Consider the following 20,978-nt stretch of genomic DNA (forward strand, 5'->3'; position numbering starts at 1 on the left):
GAACAATCATGAGTAACAAAAGAGCTGTTGATCCTTGTGTAGATCAATTGGTTCCCATTGCTAATAAGGAAGGTATAGAAACGGTTTGGGATCGTTATGAGGCAATGAAACCACAATGTGGTTTTGGTCAGTTAGGAGTTTGCTGTCGTATTTGTTGGAAAGGCCCTTGCCGAATCGATCCCTTTGGCAGCGGACCACAAAGAGGTATTTGTGGAGCAGATGCTCATACTATAGTGGCCCGAAACTTGATCCGCATGATTGCAGCAGGTGCTGCCGCACATTCCGAGCATGGTCGTCATGTAGCATTAACCTTATTGGCAGTTGGAGAAGGACATGCGCCTGCATACAGGATCAAGGATGAGCAAAAGTTAAGAAGTATAGCGGAAAAATTAAATTTGGAACCGGCAGGTAAAGATATAAAGCAAGTGGCAAAAGAAGTAGCTTTGGCTAGCCTGGAGGACTTCTCACGCCAGGAGAGAAATAGACCTTGTAGCTGGGCCAAGGAAACCATGACGACTGAACGGGTAGATAAATTGCGCAAACTTCAGGTTATGCCGCATAATATTGATGCCGTTGTCACCGAAATTATGGGGCGCACCCATGTTGGCTGTGATGCCGATCCAGTAAATGTTATGCTCGCAGGTTTAAAGGGCGCGCTGGTTGACTATACAGGCATGTATCTCTCAACAGAACTATCCGATGTTATTTTTGGCACGCCTGAGCCTGTAGTTACTGCAGCCAACCTTGGGGTGCTAAAGGAAAATGCTGTCAATATAGCGGTTCACGGCCATAATCCTTTATTGAGTGAAATCGTCTGTGACGTGGCCCTTAAAATGAACGAAGAGGCCAAGAAAGCCGGCGCAAAAGATGGCATTAACGTTGTCGGTATTTGCTGTACAGGTAACGAAGTAATGATGCGGCGTGGTATTCCTCTGGCCTCTAACTACCTGTCTCAAGAGCTTGCCATTATTACGGGCGCAGTAGATGCCATGGTCGTGGATGTGCAGTGTATTATGCCTTCTATTAGTAAAATAAGCGAATGTTTCCATACAGAAGTAATTACTACTTTAAATGAAAATAAGATTACCGGCGCTACCCATATAGAGTTCCATGAGGATACGGCCCTGGACAGTGCCAAAAAGATTGTCGAGCTTGCAATTGATGCCTTTAAAAGACGAGATAACAATAAGATTAACATTCCTTCTAATAAACAAACAGCTATTACAGGCTTCAGTGCAGAGGCTATCATAGCGGCTTTGAGCAAATTAGATGCTAATGACCCCCTAAAACTTTTAATTGATAATATAGTTAATGGAAATATTCAGGGCATTGCGTTGTTTGCTGGATGTAACAACCCCCAGATAACTCAAGACAATAGTTTTATTACTATTGCTAAAGAGTTGGCCAAAAATAACGTATTGATACTAGCCACCGGTTGTGGTGCTGGTGCTTTTGCCAAGAATGGTCTAATGACCCAAGAAGCGACAGAGGCCTATGCCGGAGACTCCCTAAAAGCCGTGCTCACTGCTATTGGAGAGGCAGCCGGCCTTAACGGGCCTTTGCCTTTAGTACTACACATGGGTTCATGTGTTGATAATACCAGAGCCGTTAAAGTAGCTGTGGCCATTGCCGACAAGTTGGGTGTAGATTTGGACAAGTTGCCATTAGTAGCCTCTGCACCTGAGGCTATGGCAGAGAAGGCTGTCGCGATTGGAACATGGGCTGTTGCTTTGGGATTACCAACCCATATCGGAGTCGTACCCCAAGTTCTGGGGTCTTCTGTAGTTGCTGAATTTTTAACAGAAAAGGCAAAAGATTTGCTTGGAGGTTACTTTATCGTAGAAACTGATCCGAAAAAGGCTGCCGAAAAATTGATTGCTGTAATTAAGCAAAGACGTGAGGGTTTGGGTATTTAACGTCAATCAATAAATTAAGGGCTCTTCGGAGCCCTTATCCCAAAAAACAAGAATAACAGAACGGTTAATTATGAAAATAGCGGTTACAGGCAAAGGTGGCGTGGGGAAAACTACAGTTGCCGGAATACTAGCTCGCCTTTTTTCTACAGAGGGCTATCGTGTTTTGGCCGTAGATGCTGACCCGGATGCTAACCTTGCATCAGCTCTAGGCATACCCGAGTCACAATATAAAAAAATAATCCCCTTTTCAAAGATGAAAAAGTTGGCTGAAGAACGCACCGGGGCAAGTGGCGGGTACGGCTCGTATTTTATTTTGAATCCTAAAGTGGATGACTTGCCTGAGAAATATTGTGTGGAACATCAGGGAGTTAAGTTATTGCTTATGGGGACTGTTGAACAGGGTGGAAGCGGTTGTTTTTGTCCGGAACATGCTTTGCTCAAAAGCTTGATGAAACACCTTTTGATTGAAAGAGAAGATGTGGTGATCATGGATATGGAAGCCGGTATCGAGCATCTGGGTCGAGGTACTGCTGAGTCGGTTGATGCCTTGTTGGTGGTTGTGGAGCCAGGTCGGAGAAGTATCCAAACCGCTATGCAGATCAAAACCTTGGCTGAGGACCTTGGGATCAAAAGGGTTTTTGCGGTGGGTAGTAAAGTAGTTGATGAGGCTGATGTTCAATTTATTAGGGAAAATTTGGTTGATTTGGAGTTGTTGGGTTTTGTTCATCTAAGTGAAGAGGTCAAAAAGGCTGATTTGGAAGGGGTTTCACCTTTTGATGTCGGTGGCATGGTAGTTGAAGAAGTAAGATCAATCAAAGCCCGGTTGGTGGCAAAGTTGAATAATTAGAAAAGTATTGGTCTATACAAAGAAGGAGGTGAGTGAAGCGTAGGTTTACGCGTCTTGCCACAGGGAGAAACGTTTAGGATTCTGTGGTGCAGTTTATAATTTTAAAGATGCAAAGTATAAGCAGAGCATTATTTGTCCGCCCCGCTTCCCTTATATATTTAAATATATATTTATATTTAAAAGAAAAAAATACCAAAAATACCTTGGTAACGACCTCCTTTGCCTTCCTCAAAAGGGGAAAACGGGGCGGACAAATAATGCTCTGCTTAATTTGAATTTATAGTCTTTACAAGTTTACAATACGCGCTTCCATTCAATCTATAATAGGGACACGGTCTGTTTCATCAGCGCTATGGCTTCCCTCTTCTTCCCGGCTGGGCAGACAGTTGCCTGGTTTTCGTTTTAACCGGATTTTAACGACTTCACCAGAGCAATTGAACCGTACCGGCACTCCGGATACTCCTACTCCGGAAGTAGTAAACCCAACCATCTGTCTGTAATTCCAAAGACCTTGGCAGTATTTTCTAGGTGCAGGGCAGTGGGTAAAAACAGGACCTATGGGCGGTATCTGTATCTGTCCTGCATGAGTATGGCCGGTAAGGTAGATATCTGCTCCGTGTTTCGCTGCTTCTTTGTATATTTTTGGAGTGTGGGCCACGAAAATAGAAAACGCATCCTGAGGGACCTTTTCAAAAGCCTGGTCTAGATCGTGGCATTGGTAGTAGTGAGGATCGTCAACTCCAACTATCCAGATTGTTTGTCCTTTATGTTCAATTGGGAGGGCATCATTAAGCAGAACCTTGACCCCTATCTCTTCCAGGAACTCGACCATTTCAAGACAATCATGGTTTCCAAGCACGGCTATTATCCCGTCATTGGTTTTTATGCTGGATATGACTCGCTTTAACTTATTCATGGCCTCCAGATATGTACCGTGGGTGGCCATCCTGTAATCGCCACCCAGTATGCAGAGATCAACCGAGGTTTGTTCAAGCACAGTTTGTAAGCGTTCTGTCAAACCGTTTAGACAGTCGAGATGCAGGTCGCTCATAAAGAGAATCGTGTATTCCTCAAAGCTGTGAGGTAGTTTAGGGTGGCTAATAGAGATTTCCCTTAGCTTAAAGTTAAGGGCGTTGGTCATTCCTTTTTTATATAAACCAAGTGTTTTGAAAAAGGTTTGGATAAGCAGGTGATAGAAAAGAGCATCTTCAAAATTGAGGAACTGGCTTAAAATTTTTGATTTGACTCTACACGAGATCAACTCTTTGAAAACTATCCGAGGCTTAACAGGCCTGGGATAGCCGCTAAATGGCTCTTTTTGAAGAAACGACTTGTAAAATATGGAGCCCACATATGCGCCGATACAGAAGGCTATCAGAATTGCGAAAAATGTCGGCCAGGAGAACAAAAAGTAATGTTTTAGAAAAAGAAGTGGGAAAAGCCCCTCAAAAAGCTGGTCCAGGCCAGGAACATTATAGCCAGAGGTGAGAGAAAACCTGCGTTTGATGAAGCTGGAGGTCAAATCTCCTGCCATACTTAAAATTCCCGCTGTTAGCCCAACCCAGAGAGGGAAGCCAAAGAGAAGGGCGATTCCTCCCCCGGCTCCGACAGCGGCTATTATCCCACGAATTGTTTTGTGTTCACCAAAAAGGGGTTTTTTATCCCGTAAGACTTTACCCATGTCCACAGGAGTATCCCATCTGTCTTCCAAAAAGAAGGCCAGAAATGGTGGGGCAAAATTAATCAACCAAAGCAAAAATAGTAATTTTAAAAAAAACATAAAAATAAGTTCTCACTTTTTTTGTGTGGGTCTTTTTTACTTATAAAACATATTTAACATTATGTAAAAAAAGGGGGTGACAAGCAGTCACCCCCCTTCTATACTTCAAGCCATTTATTTTATAATTCTTGTTAGTTACTCAAAATAGCTTGAAAGGTGCTAGTCCCGATATTCAAACCCCATGTCTCCTTCCGTACCGGGGACTAATTTGTTCCTTTTAGTTCTTGGACAAGACCTTTTAGTTCTTTGACTTCTTCGGCTAAGCCTTGAATTGCCTGGGCAGAGTGCATCATCTCTTCTGAAGTGGTGTTGGCAATGTCATTTATACCTTCCAGTGTTCTGCTTATTTCCTCAGTGGCCTGAGATTGCTCCTCGGTTGCCGTGGCGATATTTTGTATTTGTATGGATGTGTGTTCTGATAAATCCACAATTTCTCTCAAGGTTTCGCCCGATTTATTGGCTAACTCTGTTGCTTTGGCCACAAGGGTCACTGTTCCATCCATATGGTCGATATTTTGCTGAGTGGAATTGATAATTTTACTGATTGTTTCCCCAACCTCGTGTGTAGCTCCCATGGTCCTCTCAGCGAGTTTTCTTACCTCATCGGCCACAACTGCGAATCCTCGGCCAGCGTCGCCGGCCCTGGCAGCTTCAATAGCAGCATTTAGGGCAAGAAGATTGGTTTGATCCGCTATGTCGTTTATAACATCCATAACTTGATTGATGGCCTCCACCTGAACACCAAGTTGGTGTAAATTATCCTTGAGATTCGAGGACATATCATTAACTTCATCGATGGCAGCTATGGCTTTTTCAACAATTTTGAATCCATTGGCAGCTTTGTCCTTGGTATCTCTTGCGCTATTAGCAGCTTCAGAAGCGTTTTTAGCGACGTCAATTACGGTCGTATTTATCTGTTCCATAGCGGTTGTCATTTCTTGAATCTGTGACTGTTGAACACGAACCCCCTTACTAACTTCAGCGACTTTAGCGGAGATTAGATCTGACTCGGTGGTTATTTCCTCGACAATACCTTCAAGTTTTTGGGCTGCCTGGAGCATTCCTTGTTGTGTGGCCTCCTCGGCTTCTTTGCGGGCCTCGTTTGCTTCACTCAGGGCTTTTTGGGCCTTTTCGGTCTGTTTTTGAGCTTCAAGTCTGCTCATGTTAGCCTGGTTTATCTTTTCTTTAAGATGTTGGACCATCTGTAAATTGGCCTCAAACAGTTCTTTTAGTTCTGCTTTGAATTTGCCCTCGACCTTGACTTCAAGGTCGCCATCAGCCACCTTTTGTGCTAATTGTTTCAGGGAGCTGATTGGTTTTATTAATTCTCTTCGCAAGAAATAGAGCATAATAAGTGTTACCAACGTAATGGTAGCGCCTCCAACGATAAATGAAGCCTGTTTTAGTGTTCTGACCTCGGCAAATGCCTCATCTCGATCTTTTTTGACGATAAGTCCCCAGACCACATTCTTTATTGTGATCGGCGCATAAGCTGAGAGGGCGACTTCTCCTCTGTAGTCAACATCGGTCATTAGCCCTGATTTACCAGCCAGGGCAAGGGTGATAGCTTCGCATTGCACCCGTCCTTTATCTGGATTAAGGAAAGATGCCTCTAGGGAGTGATTTTCCGGGTCAAGGTACGAATCCGAGCGCATCAGGTAGTCTTGTCCAACAAGTATGGTCTCGCCTGTATTTCCAAGGCTGGGGCGCAGGTTCATTAGGGATTTGATCTCCTTAAAGGAGATTTTTAGGGCAACATATCCGGTATTTTCTTGGTCTCCCTTAAGAGGAGAGATCAGGAAGGCTGAGGGCTGATTGTTATAAGGGGGGTAGGGTTTGACATCGGTAAAGACTATTTTCCCTTCTTGAGCAGCAGCTCGCCATGACTTTGCCAGATGTGAATCTCGGAGTTCTCCGAATGCCAGGTCCTGGCCAATGTCCGGTTTTTTGGCAACAGTAAATATAATCCTGCCATTAGGCTCAATCAACAGAACGTCTTCATAGCCCAGGATTTTTACATAATATGCCAGGGTAGATCCGTACATTTCATGTAGTTTTTGGTAGTAAGAATTTTGGACGTTCATTGGTTGACCAGGCTCGACATCCTCGGATTTGAGGTAGCGCATAAACTGGGAATAGGCTTTTAGGGTATCCTTCTCTGAAGAAATTTTTTCAAGATCTATCATCCAGCGGTTAATGATCTTTTGCAATGAGTACTTTTTTAGATCTCTAAGCGATTCAAGCTGAGAATAAGTCCTTTTTTGGAGTATGTCTGTTGCAAGATTCACGCTATAATAACCAATAATACACAAAGGAATGAAACTTGCCAGTAAACATAAAGCAATCATTTTTCCCTTTAAACTCAATTTGTCCCTCCTATATATTCAAGTATTCGATTAAATGTTTAATATCGAAAAGGATTGGTTAATATTCTGGCGCCCAATGAAAAAATGCAATAAAGATTAAATAGATAAGGTATCCCTTATCAAATTGTCAATCTTCAACAAACCTTCAGTGTCATCAAAATATTATGACTTGAATTTTTTCTGTCGTTTGAACCTTAGAAAAAATTGTTATTCAGAGGATTTAAAATGCCTTAGCAAATAGTATGCCGTTGTACTAGTAATGCTTTAAGGTTGGATAATATTTTGACAAGAGGTAAAAAAAATGGTGGTAACTTGTTATGGAGTAATGTCACAAAAGTGTTATTTGTGTGCCTGGTGGTTTGACATTTTTGTTCTTTTTTTGGAAAAAGGATGGATAATGGTTGGTCACTTCAAGAAAAATATACATCAACCACGGAGGTAGATTGTTTTGCAGTATAAAATAGTATTTTTGGATCGCTCTACCCTGAAAATAGATATCAAAAGACCTGGTTTCCCTCATCACTGGGAAGAATTTGAGCGGACCAGAGAAGACGAAGTTGTAACTAGGCTTAAAGAGGCAGACATTGCGATCACCAACAAGGTTCCCCTACGCAGGGCCACCCTAGAGAAGTTGCCCAGCTTGAAAATGATCGCTGTTGCAGCGACAGGCACAGACCATATAGACATAGATTTTTGCCGAGCCCGGGGAATTGTTGTGGCTAATATCCGCGATTATGCCTGTAATGCAGTCTCGGAACACGTTTTTATGCTTATTTTGGCTTTACGGCGTAACTTGCTCGCTTATCAGGAGGATATCCACGCAGGGTTATGGTCGAATTCTGAACAGTTTTGTTTGTTTACTCATCCTATTCATGATATTCACGGCAGTACCTTGGGGATAATCGGCTATGGAGCACTGGGGCAGGCCGTTGCACGCCTGGCTAAGGCCTTTGGTATGCAGGTGCTTTTAGCTGAGCACAAAAATGCGCAGACTATTCGTTCTGGCAGGACGCCATTTGAAACAGTTTTGAGTGAAAGCGATATTGTAACCCTTCATTGCCCCCTCACCCCCGATACAAGAAATCTCATCTCCCTGCCCGAACTCAAATTAATGAAATCCTCAAGTCTATTGATCAACACTGCTCGCGGCGGGGTAGTCGATGAAAATGCCCTGGCCCTGGCCTTACAGGAAGGTCTCATCGCTGGGGCCGGTTTTGATGTCTTAAGTATAGAACCGCCCCGGGAAGACCATGTACTACTCAAACTGAATCAGCCTAACTTTATCCTCACGCCGCATATTGCCTGGGCAAGTGAGGAGGCCATGAGCAACCTGGCTGATCAGTTGATAGAAAACATTGAATCGTTTGTAAGGGGCAACCCCCAAAATTTAGTCACTTGATTTGTGATTTGGCTGAGTCTAATGAAGAGGATGAAGAAGCATAAGGCTAAGGGCTGCATTAAGAGATTAGATTTATGGGTTAGTTGGTAACTGGACAATGTTTTGTCTATCTACTATCACCCAAAGGCCCTTAGCCTTGCTCTATTTTAATGATGACCTTCTTTTTGTCCTTCTTTGATGCGGTAAATTGCAACAGCAACAATAACTATAAAATAAATGAAAATAGCTGTTACGCCGAATATTCCCTCGGTTGTGCTGTGAGACATATTTTTGATCAGTTCAAGGATAACATCCATTTTTGACCCTCCTCGTTTAGGTATGTTGAAAATTTCACATACTTAATGCCAAAAGTTTATAAAAGTCAATTATTCATGCTCCAATTTCAGTAATTTTAATTTTGGCAGTTAAGACAATTTTTTTGGCTGGTTTTATGAAGATCTTTTATTGTCTGGTCCATTTTTTAGGACCTTCCAGTTCTTGCTGAACTTGGATTGTTGAAAGACTTACATTTTTGTTTACGGGCTGACACGTTAAAAAAAGTATCCCTTTCAACAGGTGTAAATTCTGCTTTTTGAATAAGCTTGCAAAGGGCTTTGACGGTTAACCCCCTGGGGGTGTCAGCACCAGCAGCGTGGCCAATCTTCTCCTCGACGATTGTTCCGTCAAAGTCATCAGCACCGTACCACAAGGCAAGCTGTGCAGCCTTGATGCCGGCAAAAACCCAGTAGGCCTTGATATGGGGAATATTGTCAAGGAAGATCCTGGAGATGGCAATCATGCGCAAAAAGTCGAGACCATCGGGGCCATCAGCTTTTAAATTATTATTTGCAGGTTGATACGGCAGAGGAATAAAGCACAAAAAGCCACCGCTTTCATCCTGAAGGTCACGTAAGAACTGGAGATGATTCAAGCGATCTTCCCAAGTTTCAATGTGCCCAAAGAGCATGGTGCAATTGGTAGGAATGCCTTGTTTATGCGCCTCTCTATGGATATCCAGCCAGGCCTTGCCAGAAATCTTTTCCGGGCAGAGTTTTTGTCTGAGTTTCGGATCAAACACCTCGGCACCGCCACCTGGCAAGGCATCCAAACCAGCCTCGTGCAATTCATGCAGTACCCTGCGAGGAGAAATCCCGTATTTTTGGGCCAAAAAAGCGATCTCAACAGCGGTAAAGGCCTTTATTTTTACATCAGGGCGGATCTCTTTTATACTTTTTAGTAACTGTAAATAATAAGAGTAGGGTAGATCTGGGTTTAGTCCTCCTACAATATGGATTTCGGTAATGGGTTCTTTTATCCGGCTACGAACTTCGTCTTTTATTTGCTCTATTGAGTAGGTATATGCGCCGTCTTGGTCAGGGCTCTTGCTGTATGCACAGAATCTGCAAGCATTTTGACAGATATTGGTGTAATTAATATGTTGATTGTATATATAAAAGGCCTGCTGTCCGTATAATTTGCTACGCACCTGATAGGCCAGGCTGCCCAGATCATGAATGGAAGCTCTCTTAACCAGTTCCAGGGCTTCACTTAAAGAAATTCTTAAACCCTGACTTACTTTATCGATGACTTCTTGAGTCTTATTCATAGGTAAATACCCACCGAGGCCCCAGAATTTGCTCTTTGAAAGTAAGCTTACCTAAAAATTTTTCTAACAGTGACGACTTTTCAGGTGGACCCTGCACCAGGGAAATTTCCCCTTTAATTCCAGTTAACAAACGTAAGACATCCAGAGACTTGTTAAATCCACCCAACTCATCCACCAGACCAGCTTCTTTGGCCTGCCGACCGGTCATGGCCCGACCATCAGCCAGGGCCCGTACCTTTTCTATGTCCATGTGCCGTCCTCTGGCCACATCCTGGACAAACTGGTCATGCATATCATTAACCAGAGATTGAAAGTACTTTTTTTCTTCCGGGGTTAAAGGCCGAAATATGGTCCCGGCATTTTTTAATTTTCCACTGGTAACGGTCTGCTCGGCAATTCCCAATTTTTGCATGAGTCCCTGCATGTTGGTGAGTTTTGCCTTGACGCCGATGCTGGCAGTCAAAGTGCCGGGGTTGGCCACAATTTTATGTGCGGCACAGGCAATATAATAGCCCCCGGAGGCAGCCACAGAGCCCATTGAAGCCACGATCTTTTTTTTCCGGGCCAGGGCTTGAAGAGCAGCATAGATTTCTTGGGAAGGACCAACAACTCCGCCGGGTGAATTAATTCGCACAATGACCCCTTTTATGGCATTATCCTTGGCCAGTTCGTCAATCCAATTGGTAATACGCAGGGAATCAGTTATTAGACCATTTATATGGACCACACCGACCTTGGTTCCGAAAAATGAATTTCTGTGGGCCTTAAAAAAGAAGAAATTAAAAACGGCCATGGCCCCGATGATCAGGACCATAGCCGTTAGAATTAAAGCGAAGCCAAAGAGCAAAGGATGCTTTTGGCTGAATTTAAGTTTATTCTCCATCCTCTTGTTCTAATTTCTGGCGGATAAGTTCGCCCAGGTTACTTCCGGCAGCAGAACCGGACTTGTTTTTAAAATCCTGAGCCCGTTTTTTCTCTTCTTCCTCCTGGAATTGCTTGATAGACAGTCCAAGTCTTCTTTCGTCCGCACTGACATGGATGACTTTGGCTTGGATATCCTGGCCTTCCTGGAAGACTTCTTTGGGATTCTTGATCTTTTTGCGGCTCATTTCTGAGACATGAACCAGTCCTTCAATGCCTTCCTCCACCTCTACAAACAGGCCGAAGTCAGTAATATTGGTGATTTTCCCAACCACTGTTGTACCTACAGGGTACCGGTTAGGAACTTCCAACCACGGATCCTCAGTAAGCTGTTTGATGCCCAAAGTGAATTTCTCATTTTCTTTGTCAACTGTAAGCACTTTGGCCCGGACAATGTCGCCAACCTTGTACAGTTCATTGGGATGACGGATTTTCTTGGTCCAGGAAATGTCCGAAACATGAATGAGACCATCGATGCCGTCTTCAATACCAATAAACAGTCCGAACTCAGTGATGTTTTTGATGGGAGCCTCTAAGATAGTTCCTTCAGGATATTTTTCAGCGACTATATCCCAGGGATTGGGATTGACCTGCTTCATGCCTAAAGAGATGCGTTTGCGCTCAGCATCCACACCCAAAATGACTACCTCAACTTCATCACCGACCTTGACCATCTGTGATGGATGCCGCAGCTTCCTGGTCCAGGACATCTCTGATATGTGTACTAAGCCTTCAACTCCGGAATCCAATTCCACAAAGGCTCCGTAGTCGACCAGGTTAGTAACTTTACCAGTCAGCTTTGTGCCTTCTGGAAAACGCTCTGTAATATTTGCCCATGGATCGGGAACAAGCTGTTTGAGACCCAAAGAAACCTTCTTCTCTTCTGGATCAAAACTGAGAACTTTTAATTCGAGTTCATCTCCGAGTTGGACCATCTCCTTGGGGTGCTTGATCCTTTTCCAGGACATATCAGTTATATGTAATAAGCCGTCAACCCCGCCTAGATCGATGAATACACCATACTCAGTGATATTTTTTACTTTCCCCTTCACTACCTGTCCTTCAGCCAAGGTGCTCAAAAGCTCTTCGCGTTTCTTTTCCCTTTCTTCTTCAAGAAGGACGCGGCGGGAGACAATGATATTGCTCCGACGGCGATTAATTTTGAGGACACGAAAATCAAATTCCTGGCCGACCAAAGCGTCCATATCTGGAACAGGCCTTAAATCAACATGAGAACCCGGCAAAAAGGCAATGATCCCACCTAAGTCAACATGATAACCACCTTTGATGCGTTTTATAATACGTGCCTTGATAGTACCGTTTTCTTCCATGACCTGTTCTAACTCATCAAGGAGTTTAAAACGCCTGGCACGTTCATAAGAAAGAGTGATGGCACCCTCAGCTTCATCTTTGGACACGACAAAGACGTCAACTTTCTCGCCTTCTTGCACAGTGAGATTGCCATCGCTGTCTAGAAATTCTTCAATGGGAATCTGACCTTCGGATTTGAAGCTGACATCGACCAGGACATAGTTTTTTGTGATCTTGACAACTTCACCAGAAATGATGGAGCCATCTTGGACTTCATCAAAGTCAGAGTTTAAATACTTTTCTAGTTCAGCTTCAAAGTTCACCTCCATGTCGAGATCAGGTTTTGTTTCCACCAAGTTGTTTGTGTTTTCCATAAAAACCCCCTAACACACAATAATTTGAGTTTTTCTAACAGATACGACTATAGATGGCAATAAGTTTATGAGGGTTTGATAGTTAAAAAGTAAAGAGAATAGCAGTGTTGAGCCTGAGTGTGGCGAAAGCTAGAAGGATGGGACACCAGAGTGAAGGGAAATTTTTTAGTCTTTAATCCTTAGCTCGTTGTTTTAAATAAATAAATTTATCAATAAAGCGCTACAAGATCGTAAGTTTTGGCTTCGTGGATCGTGGCATAAACCATTGATCCGCTATGGATGTCAGGGCCACTGATATACGTCACCCCGTCGATTTCCGGTGCCTGGAACCAGACCCTTCCGACAAATAGACCCGGCCATTCAGGGTGTGCTTTATCCACCAGTACATCCATGTTTTCTCCTTCATATTCAGCCAGTATCCGGGTGCTAATTTTTTGTTGCAGCCTCATTATAAGGTCCTGGCGTGTTCTTTTTTCCACATTTGGAACTTGCTGGGGAAGTGTTGCCGCCTTTGTGCCTTGTTCTGGATAATAAGGGAACACCCCGAGATGATGGAATCGGTTACGTTCTACAAAATCGTAGAGGGTCTGAAAATGGGCATCTGTCTCGCCAGGATAGCCAACGATCAAAGTGGTGCGGAGGGCGGCCTCAGGAAAATAATTACGAATGCGGTCAATGATTTTTTGAGGATTCTGAGCAAATGGTCGCCCCATGGACTTCAAGATTTGGGGATGGGCATGCTGCAGAGGCAGATCGAAATAAGGCACAAAGGGCTTCCCGCAACCAGCTAAAAATTTGAGTAAGCTTTGGCTTAGTCCGGCCGGGTAGAGGTACATAATTCTAAGCCACTTCAATCTGGACAAGGACAAGAGCTTGTCTAAAAGGGTCATAAGACCATATTTGTAGCCCAGGTCTCGTCCATAGGCAGTACTGTCTTGGGCAACAAGAATAATTTCTTTGACTCCCTGGTCTAAAAGAAATTCAGCTTCTTGTATGAGTTGATCCAGCGGTTTGGATTTGAGGCGGCCCCTTATGGAAGGGATGGAGCAAAAAGAACATTTATTGTTGCACCCTTCACTAATTTTCAAATAAGCAAAGCTTTTAGGGGTAGTCAGCAGCCGGGGAAACAGTTTTGAGTTTTGGTTTTTGAGTATTGAGTGTTGGTTGTTGGAAGCTAACTTATTACTAAAATGTCTGGTCAGAACTTCTAGCCACTTGGATTGGTCCTTGATGGGCAGGAAAATATCCACTTCAGGGATTTCTTTTTTTAATTCCTGACCAAAACGGGAGACCAGGCAGCCAGTAACTACCAATAGAGGGTTTTGGCTACTTTCCTTAACTATTTCGACCAGTTCCAGGATATTTTGTAGGGACTCCTCTATGGCCGGCTGAATAAAGGCGCAGGTATTAATGAGGATGACCTGGGCCTTTCTTGGATCATCAACGTTGCGACAAACATTTTTTAGTGGACCAAGCATATTTTCCGTGTCCACAAGGTTTTTAGGGCAACCAAGGCTTATGGTATAAATATTTATTGAGTTCATTGTGTTTTTCTGTTTTATTTTTTGAGTTATATTGATGACTGACTATGTGCACTTAATCAAACTTTTCTTTTTTTAACTTTTTATGTATATGGCAAAAGATTTATGAGTCTGTGGCCGAACCTTACTTAAGAGGCAAACTTTTCATAATTTTTTCAATCCTGATTTCTTTCATGCTGGTGCAAATGCCTGGATCCAACTAAGACTTGCTTGCGGGCAGAGCATAATGGGGCATTTGGGATAAATGAATATTCCTTTTATTGTCGATAGTTATGACAAATACTTCCGGCTATTTAGCTTCGTCACCCCGATGCTCTGCTTATCCGCAAGCTTCGTCAAGATGGTTTACCCAACCCTTTGTAATGCTTTCAAGAAACCAGGATTTTCAATCTGGTGGTCAAAATATGGTTTGGCCACAGACTCTTATGTGCCGAGTAAGCACCATTTGAACAAATCACGAATTACGAGGTAAAATTATGCATTGGTCGCACAAGGACCTTTTGGATGTTTCTCAGTTATCAGCCGAGGAAATCCGGCATGTTTTTGAGACGGCCCGCCACTTTTTGGAAATTAACCGCAGGCCGGTAAAGAAAGTACCTACTTTAAAAGGTAAGAGTGTAGTTCTTTTTTTTGCCGAACCCTCCACCAGGACCAAGACCTCCTTTGATATGGCCGCTAAACGCCTTTCGGCAGATAGTTTTTCCTTGAGCAAGTCGGGCAGTAGCCTCCTTAAAGGAGAGAGTCTTAAAGACACTGCCCTAACTTTGCAAGCCATGCGTCCGGATGCCATAGTCGTCCGGCATAGTTTCAGCGGAGCGGCTGAGTTTCTGGCTAAAAATTTGTACTGTACAGTGATCAATGCCGGCGATGGTTGGCATGCCCATCCAACTCAGGCCCTCTTGGATGGCTTTACTCTGAGTCAAGTCTGGGAAAGTTTTGAGAACAGGGAGATTCTTATCCTCGGAGACATTGCTCATAGCCGGGTGGCAAGATCTGATATCATCCTCTTGACCAAGCTGGGTGCGAGGGTGAGGCTCTGCGCCCCTAGGACCTTACTTCCTTTTGATGTAAAAAACTGGCCGGTGACAGTATTTACAGATCTTGAACGGGCCTGTGAAGGAGTAGACGCCATTATTTGTCTAAGGCTTCAATTGGAGCGTCAGGAAGCAGGGCTGTTGCCAGATTTAAGAGAGTATGCCCAGCGCTATGGGTTAGCCCGCAAACACCTTGCTCTGGCCAAGGATGATGTTAAGATTATGCATCCAGGCCCCATGAACCGAGGCGTTGAGATTTCCTCGGAATTGGCGGATGGGGATCGGAGTTTGATCCTGGACCAGGTGGAAGCCGGCGTGGCAGTTCGTATGGCCGTTCTCTATCTTTTCCTGGCTCGTCCCGGGAGCCAACTACATCATTAAAGAACATGTGGCCAAACCCTGTTTTAAGCGCTGATTGAAAGTCTTGGTTTCTTTTATGCTGGTACAAAGACTAGAATAAACCATGGAAATTAAGGTGATAGGAAGGTTCGGCCACAGGCTCTAAAGTAGTTAAAGTGAAGAGCTAACGCAACAAACTTAATTCGGGGGCTTAAATGCAGGCAGATTTAGTGGTTAAAAATGTGGTTCTAAACGATAAAAAAGGGGATCTTATAGTCCATCAAGGCAAGATCAAGGAGTTTGTGCCCGGAGGGACAGAGAGAGTTCAGGCAGAAGAAGAATTCGATGGTCAAGGGTTCTTGCTTTGGCCCAGTCTTATAGACGTGCACGTACACCTGCGTGAGCCGGGATTTGAATATAAAGAGGATATTAATTCTGGCCTAAAAGCAGCCATAGCCGGAGGTTTTGGTCAGGTTATGGCCATGGCAAATACCAATCCTGTTAATGACTCAGCATCAGTGACAGAGTTTATGCTCGAACAGGCCAGGAATTTTCATCCTCATGGCCCATTTCTACATCCCATCGGGGCATTGACCAAAGGACTGGCCGGTAAAGAACTATCGCCCATGGCTGAACTGGCCGAAGCTGGTTGCAAAGCCTTTTCAAATGATGGTTTGCCTGTAGAAAATAACGAACTTTTTCGCCGTGCTGTGGAATATAGTTCTGACTTGGGGTTAAAAGTCATCGATCATTGTGAAGACAGTTATTTGAGCCACGAAGGCCTAATGAATGAGGGAGAGGTATCCGCGTATTTGGGATTAAAAGGTATCCCTTCAGTGGCAGAAACCATGCAGGTAGCCAGGGATATCCTCATGGCAGCGTATCTTGATTTACCTATTCATCTAGCTCATATTAGCTGTCGTCAGTCTGTAGAATTGATTGCCTGGGCCAAACAAAAATCTATTCCCATCACGGCGGAGACCTGCCCGCATTACCTTGTCTGGGATGAAAACCTAGTCCAGGGTTATAATACCTTGGCCAAAGTCAATCCTCCTTTGCGAACAAAAGATGATGTCCTGGCCTTGCAACAGGCTGTGCGTGAGAAAGTAATAGACGTGTTGGCCACGGACCATGCCCCTCATGCCCAATTTGAAAAGGATGTTCCTTTTGCTGAAGCACCAAATGGTATTTCCGGTCTGGACACGGCATTGAGTCTTTGCTTTGGTCTGGTACTGGATGGGGTACTAAGTAATGATGATTTAATCCGGCTTTTTGTGCAGGCGCCAGCTGAAATTTTTGATTTTAAGGCGAATGCTTTTCAGGAAGGAGATGTAGCAGACTTTTTCCTCTTTGCTCCGGAGGCAGAGTGGGAGGTAGGCCCGGAGACCATGTTCTCCAAAGGTAAAAATACTCCAGCTTTGGGACAGAAATTAAGAGGCCAGGTCATGGCTCATTTTCTGCGCGGCCGTTTGGTTTTCAACAGGATTTAATTTATAGCCTGTATTTTTTAAGTAGTCGAGTAGTCGAGTGGTTGAGTAGTTGAGTAGTTAGCTAGTAAACCAATAAAACATTTAAGCAGTAAGCAACTAAACTTATAATAAACACAATAGATTGCGAATACCTTAAACCTCCACATTAAAAAATATGGCAAATATTCTTATTGTTGATGACGATCTGAGTCTGCGTGAAGTATTAGAAATAGCTCTGGTTAAAAAAGGGCACAGGGTCTGGAAAGGGGAAAATTCGGCTCAGGCTTGGGAGCTCTTAAAGACCCATGTCCCGGATCTGGTTTTGCTGGATCTAAAGTTGGGCCAGGAAAGCGGTTTGGATTTGCTTAAAGAACTTAAAAATTACCACCCGGATTTGCCGGTGGTCATGATTACAGCCTTTGCTGAAACTCAAAGTGCTGTTGAAGCCATGAAACTGGGCGCGGCTGATTATATTAGCAAACCCTTTGACCTGGATGAGTTCTTGCTGATTGTGGAACGAATCCTGGAAGCCAGCCGTTTGAGAGAGGAAAATATTTTCCTCAAAGGCCAGATTAAAGGCTACTATGGTCAAATTATTGGCCAAAGTAAGAAGATGCAAGAAGTCTTTGATTTGGTAAAAAAAATCGCCCCGACTGAAATAAATGTGCTTATCACAGGAGAGTCAGGCACGGGAAAAGAACTCATCGCCCGGGCTATTCACAATGAAAGTGGGCGCAAAGACAAACCTTTTCTGGCCATAAATTGTGGTGGACTGCCTGACAATCTAATAGAAAGTGAACTCTTTGGTTATTCCAAAGGGGCGTTTACCGGTGCAGATCGACCTAAAAAAGGCCTTTTAGAGGCTGCTGAAGGGGGTACGGTATTTCTAGACGAAGTGGCGGAACTTAAGCCCTCGACACAGGTCAAACTTCTGCGTTGCATTCAGGAACGGTGTTTTATCCCCTTGGGCGCTGTAGAGGAAAGGCACGTTGATGTGCGTTTTATCGCGGCCACGAATAAATTGGTGGAGCAGGAAGTAGCTCAGGGAAATTTTCGGGAGGACCTTTATTATCGTTTAAGCGGAGTCATTGTTAACCTCCCTCCTTTGCGTGAACGGGGAGAAGACATTTTGCTGCTGGCCAGGTATTTTTTACAAAGAGCCTGTGCTGAACAAAAAAAGAATGTGCACGAATTTACTCCAGAGGCCGAGGAAAAACTTTTGAAATACACTTATCCGGGTAATGTCCGGGAGTTGGAAAATATTGTTGAGCGGGCAGTGGCCCTGGAGACAGGAGATAAAATTACTCCTAACTCCTTAGTGATTTATGAACAGCCCCAGGTGAGTGATAGATCCTCTGGAATAGAAGAAGTATTACAAGGGAAGATTAGTCTGGATGACTACCTTTTGGAGCAGGAAAAAGAGATTTTAGAACAGGCCCTTGAGCGGACAAATAATCATAAAAGTAAAGCAGCTGGCCTTTTGGGGCTTAACCTGCGCCAGTTCAGGTACAGGCTAAGTAAAGTTGGTCTTACACAAATAGAGGATTAAGGCGATTTGAGTTTTGGTTAACTGGTTGCTTGTTGAATCCTTTAACTAGATAGAATTAAGATGATCATCGCGGTAATTTCAGATACACATCTTCAATCCCCTAATGATGAATTGGTCTGGATTTTTAGGGCGCATCTTGAACAGGCAGATGTGCTTATACATTGCGGAGATATTGTGGGTCAGGATACTTGGGCTTTTTTGAATGCCCATCCCAGATTTTATGCTGTGCGGGGAAATTGTGATTTTCAATTAACAGATATGCCTCCTAGTTTAAGCCTGGAATTGGCCGGTAAAAAGATAGGTATTGCCCATGGTTTTGGCCGGGGAGTAAATGTGGGGGAAAGTGTAGCACAGGCCTTCGGCCCTGAGTATAATTTGATTCTTTTTGGGCATACTCATCGTCGTTTCTGGGGCCAGGCAAAAACCGGTGCATATCTCTTGAACCCGGGTTCATTGTTTCACCCTCGGGATGGTCAACCCTCTTTGGCTAAGATTTGCTGGATTGATGATCATCCACAGGTAGAATTTGTAGCTATCTAAAGTTAGCTGAAGATAGGTTTGTGTTCTGTATCAAAAAATAAAGGAGGGGACTATGGGCAGAGAACAAGTGCTATTTAAAAGTGAAGAGAGAAAAACAGCCCAGGAAGTGGCCGTTTTTTTAAGACAGGTAGCAGATAAAATCGAACAAGGAAGTTTGATTTTAAAGCAGGGAACGAATGAGATCGTCTTGAGTTTTCCAAAGAATTTGACTCTTGAGGTTAAAGTGGAAGAAGAGACCAAGGCGAGGGTCAAAAGAACACTTGAATTGGAGATCGAATGGGTTGAGGGCGAAGAAGAACAAGGCGGAGTTAGTATAGGCTAGGCTTATTTAAAAAGGGGAGGTACCTTAGTACCTCCCCTTTTTAACCTCAATGGTCGGGAAGACTGGATTTGAACCAGCGGCCCCCTGCTCCCAAGGCAGGTGCGCTACCAGGCTGCGCCACTTCCCGACAAGGATTAAAGTCCTTAATGTGGACTTAATTTTTTGTCAATAGTTTGGGAATAGAAATACAGGGCTATTTCATCCAAAATTACTGAGGTATAAGTTTTTCAAGAAAGTTATATGTGTACTTTCGACACATATGAGACAAATTAGCTTCCTATTTTTTGCTTTTCCAGGAATCTAAAAATATTTTGAAGAACGGGGTCTTATGATCTCGTTCGCTTCCCAATATTTTGTTGTCACTTCAGGCTGAATTGGAATACAAGGCTTAAGTTCGAGATACTTTTCTCTAGGCGTTTTTCCATTTAAAGAAGAGTGTGGCCACTTTTTATTGTAAAACTCCTGCCACTCTTTCACGGCTTTAAAGAGATCGGTATTTTTCTTATCAATTGTTGCCATTCAAGTGTGGGCTTCTTGGTTTAATTGGCCTAAACTTGATAAAATGCTTCATCAATTCTTTCTGGAAATGGTCATTGAAAAATTCAGTACCCCAATCGGTTTGAACCGCCTGAATCGGAAAGGAAAACATATCAAGCACTTCATGCAAAAAATCAACGGCCCTGTCTGTCATGATAAATGCATCTTCTTTTATAATATGAACTGAATTATTGGGCATGTACTGATCAATTTTAACCAGCCAGGGAACAGCGTACGCCCAATAATTCATATTATGACATCAGCAGCATTTATCACGCCAGTCGAAGATCCCGGCTTTTTCGGGGACAGAACCAAACACCGAAGGTAAACGGCTGTCTATTCTTATCCCACCCACCACCCCAAAAAAGAAAAAGCGGTTAAAGATAAATTCTAAAACCGCCTCCACCATTTTTGTGTACTGTCGGGGCAGACCCAGTCTGCTTATGTCTATCTAAACCGGATAATGTGCAATACCGATAATAAACCAATTATGCCAAATATTATACCAATTACTAAGAATCCAATTTGATATCCCTTCTCACTAAATTGGATATGAAAAAGTCTATAGTAAAATTCCGCAGTCTTATGGCCAAGTTGTTTATAAAAAGCCACAAAACATAATCCTATAATGACTGAAATGATACCACCTAATATATCCATCACACTTTTACTTATAATCTATAGTTACTATTCACATGGATCATCTTCTTTGTCTTTTTTCCATGGCCATCTCCATGGTTCCCAAACATGATAACCTGTAACAGAAAGTCCTGGGGTTACAAATCCTACTTCCCAGAATGTATCTCCACCATCTTCAAAGCTGTAACCATATTGTAATCCAGCCCAATACCCTCCTTGAACACCCACATTCCACCCCGGAGTGGGATCTGAGGGCGACCATGTCACGGCAACGCCCCCAGGTGGAGAAACAACGCCACCTCCGGCATAAGGATAAATGCCCTCTGAGCCAATAATGATTCCACCTGTACCACCACCCCAATAACCAAGCGAGATATTTATGTCGATATACCAAAGACCAAATGGATCCATATTATTAACCGGATCATTTAGGCAATACCCATACAGATTAACATCGCCACCGGCAAACCCAATCGGATCCTTGGAGATGAAGCGACCTATAGTCGGAT

Annotated in this window: 17 protein-coding genes and 1 tRNA gene; 8 read left to right on the plus strand and 10 right to left on the minus strand. The window is 43.6% G+C overall.

Annotated elements, in window-relative coordinates:
- Positions 1-8: 8 nt before the first annotated feature.
- Both cooS and AC3WVG_RS02685 read left to right on the plus strand, forming a co-directional pair.
- Positions 9-1,916, plus strand: coding sequence for an anaerobic carbon-monoxide dehydrogenase catalytic subunit (cooS, locus tag AC3WVG_RS02680; RefSeq protein ID WP_488796638.1), 1,908 nt, complete (start codon positions 9-11; stop codon positions 1,914-1,916).
- Positions 1,917-1,986: 70 nt separating this feature from the next.
- On the plus strand, positions 1,987-2,763 hold the full coding sequence (locus AC3WVG_RS02685; protein ID WP_488796639.1) for an ATP-binding protein: 777 nt from the start codon (positions 1,987-1,989) through the stop codon (positions 2,761-2,763).
- 313 nt (positions 2,764-3,076) lie between these two features.
- Here AC3WVG_RS02685 and AC3WVG_RS02690 read toward each other — a convergent pair whose 3' ends face one another.
- Together AC3WVG_RS02690 and AC3WVG_RS02695 are read right to left on the minus strand one after the other, a co-directional pair.
- Positions 3,077-4,543, minus strand: a complete 1,467-nt coding sequence (locus tag AC3WVG_RS02690; RefSeq protein WP_488796640.1) for a CDP-archaeol synthase — start codon at positions 4,541-4,543, stop codon at positions 3,077-3,079.
- 203 nt (positions 4,544-4,746) lie between these two features.
- Entirely contained in the window at positions 4,747-6,909 is a 2,163-nt protein-coding gene (locus AC3WVG_RS02695) for a methyl-accepting chemotaxis protein (protein WP_488796641.1), read from the minus strand.
- 448 nt (positions 6,910-7,357) lie between these two features.
- Between AC3WVG_RS02695 and AC3WVG_RS02700 the strand changes: the two genes are divergently transcribed.
- Positions 7,358-8,308: a D-2-hydroxyacid dehydrogenase gene (locus tag AC3WVG_RS02700; RefSeq protein ID WP_488796642.1), complete on the plus strand. Its 951-nt coding sequence runs from the start codon at positions 7,358-7,360 to the stop codon at positions 8,306-8,308.
- 146 nt (positions 8,309-8,454) lie between these two features.
- Here AC3WVG_RS02700 and AC3WVG_RS02705 read toward each other — a convergent pair whose 3' ends face one another.
- The 5 genes from AC3WVG_RS02705 to rimO form a co-directional block, all read right to left on the minus strand.
- On the minus strand, positions 8,455-8,604 hold the full coding sequence (locus AC3WVG_RS02705) for a hypothetical protein (protein WP_252379972.1): 150 nt from the start codon (positions 8,602-8,604) through the stop codon (positions 8,455-8,457).
- Between the two features lie 164 nt (positions 8,605-8,768).
- Positions 8,769-9,893, minus strand: coding sequence for an aminofutalosine synthase MqnE (gene mqnE / locus AC3WVG_RS02710; RefSeq protein WP_488796643.1), 1,125 nt, complete (start codon positions 9,891-9,893; stop codon positions 8,769-8,771).
- The gene (gene sppA / locus AC3WVG_RS02715) at positions 9,886-10,776 is read right to left on the minus strand and encodes a signal peptide peptidase SppA (protein ID WP_488796644.1); all 891 of its coding nucleotides are present in this window, start codon (positions 10,774-10,776) and stop codon (positions 9,886-9,888) included. Before sppA ends, mqnE begins: the two co-directional genes overlap by 8 nt.
- Positions 10,766-12,499, minus strand: coding sequence for a 30S ribosomal protein S1 (locus AC3WVG_RS02720; RefSeq protein ID WP_488796645.1), 1,734 nt, complete (start codon positions 12,497-12,499; stop codon positions 10,766-10,768). Before AC3WVG_RS02720 ends, sppA begins: the two co-directional genes overlap by 11 nt.
- A 209-nt stretch (positions 12,500-12,708) precedes the next feature.
- Positions 12,709-14,043: a 30S ribosomal protein S12 methylthiotransferase RimO gene (gene rimO / locus AC3WVG_RS02725; protein WP_488796646.1), complete on the minus strand. Its 1,335-nt coding sequence runs from the start codon at positions 14,041-14,043 to the stop codon at positions 12,709-12,711.
- A gap of 473 nt (positions 14,044-14,516) precedes the next feature.
- On the opposite strand from rimO, the gene AC3WVG_RS02730 reads away from it, so the two are divergent.
- The 5 genes from AC3WVG_RS02730 (at position 14,517) to AC3WVG_RS02750 (ending at position 19,293) form a co-directional block, all read left to right on the plus strand.
- Positions 14,517-15,455, plus strand: a complete 939-nt coding sequence (locus tag AC3WVG_RS02730; protein WP_488796647.1) for an aspartate carbamoyltransferase catalytic subunit — start codon at positions 14,517-14,519, stop codon at positions 15,453-15,455.
- A gap of 173 nt (positions 15,456-15,628) precedes the next feature.
- A complete protein-coding gene (locus tag AC3WVG_RS02735; protein WP_488796648.1) occupies positions 15,629-16,903 on the plus strand; it encodes a dihydroorotase in 1,275 nt (424 codons plus the stop codon).
- Between the two features lie 154 nt (positions 16,904-17,057).
- Complete coding sequence (locus AC3WVG_RS02740) at positions 17,058-18,431, plus strand: sigma-54-dependent transcriptional regulator (protein WP_252379966.1); 1,374 nt, start codon at positions 17,058-17,060, stop codon at positions 18,429-18,431.
- A 60-nt stretch (positions 18,432-18,491) separates the two neighbouring features.
- A complete protein-coding gene (locus AC3WVG_RS02745; RefSeq protein WP_488796649.1) occupies positions 18,492-18,971 on the plus strand; it encodes a YfcE family phosphodiesterase in 480 nt (159 codons plus the stop codon).
- Between the two features lie 52 nt (positions 18,972-19,023).
- On the plus strand, positions 19,024-19,293 hold the full coding sequence (locus AC3WVG_RS02750; protein WP_252379964.1) for an amphi-Trp domain-containing protein: 270 nt from the start codon (positions 19,024-19,026) through the stop codon (positions 19,291-19,293).
- 50 nt (positions 19,294-19,343) lie between these two features.
- On the opposite strand, the gene AC3WVG_RS02755 is transcribed toward AC3WVG_RS02750, so the two are convergent.
- The 3 genes from AC3WVG_RS02755 to AC3WVG_RS02765 form a co-directional block, all read right to left on the minus strand.
- Positions 19,344-19,420 (minus strand) — tRNA-Pro (locus AC3WVG_RS02755).
- Positions 19,421-19,593: 173 nt separating this feature from the next.
- Positions 19,594-19,812 (minus strand): integrase core domain-containing protein, encoded by a 219-nt coding sequence (locus AC3WVG_RS02760; protein ID WP_488796650.1) that lies wholly within the window; start codon positions 19,810-19,812, stop codon positions 19,594-19,596.
- Between the two features lie 705 nt (positions 19,813-20,517).
- Positions 20,518-20,978, minus strand: a 461-nt coding sequence (locus tag AC3WVG_RS02765) for an RHS repeat-associated core domain-containing protein (RefSeq protein ID WP_488796651.1), incomplete at its 5' end; no start/stop codon positions are given.

This window comes from Desulfovulcanus sp. (assembly GCF_982781345.1).

Coding starts and splice junctions, on each gene's coding strand:
- AC3WVG_RS02685 (WP_488796639.1), top strand. CDS start 1,987: ATGAAAATAGCGGTTACAGGCAAAGGTGGCGTGGGGAAAACTACAGTT.
- cooS (WP_488796638.1), top strand. CDS start 9: ATGAGTAACAAAAGAGCTGTTGATCCTTGTGTAGATCAATTGGTTCCC.
- AC3WVG_RS02745 (WP_488796649.1), top strand. CDS start 18,492: ATGATCATCGCGGTAATTTCAGATACACATCTTCAATCCCCTAATGAT.
- AC3WVG_RS02750 (WP_252379964.1), top strand. CDS start 19,024: ATGGGCAGAGAACAAGTGCTATTTAAAAGTGAAGAGAGAAAAACAGCC.
- AC3WVG_RS02720 (WP_488796645.1), bottom strand. CDS start 12,499: ATGGAAAACACAAACAACTTGGTGGAAACAAAACCTGATCTCGACATG.
- AC3WVG_RS02740 (WP_252379966.1), top strand. CDS start 17,058: ATGGCAAATATTCTTATTGTTGATGACGATCTGAGTCTGCGTGAAGTA.
- rimO (WP_488796646.1), bottom strand. CDS start 14,043: ATGAACTCAATAAATATTTATACCATAAGCCTTGGTTGCCCTAAAAAC.
- AC3WVG_RS02705 (WP_252379972.1), bottom strand. CDS start 8,604: ATGGATGTTATCCTTGAACTGATCAAAAATATGTCTCACAGCACAACC.
- AC3WVG_RS02760 (WP_488796650.1), bottom strand. CDS start 19,812: ATGGCAACAATTGATAAGAAAAATACCGATCTCTTTAAAGCCGTGAAA.
- AC3WVG_RS02735 (WP_488796648.1), top strand. CDS start 15,629: ATGCAGGCAGATTTAGTGGTTAAAAATGTGGTTCTAAACGATAAAAAA.
- AC3WVG_RS02730 (WP_488796647.1), top strand. CDS start 14,517: ATGCATTGGTCGCACAAGGACCTTTTGGATGTTTCTCAGTTATCAGCC.
- mqnE (WP_488796643.1), bottom strand. CDS start 9,893: ATGAATAAGACTCAAGAAGTCATCGATAAAGTAAGTCAGGGTTTAAGA.
- AC3WVG_RS02690 (WP_488796640.1), bottom strand. CDS start 4,543: ATGTTTTTTTTAAAATTACTATTTTTGCTTTGGTTGATTAATTTTGCC.
- sppA (WP_488796644.1), bottom strand. CDS start 10,776: ATGGAGAATAAACTTAAATTCAGCCAAAAGCATCCTTTGCTCTTTGGC.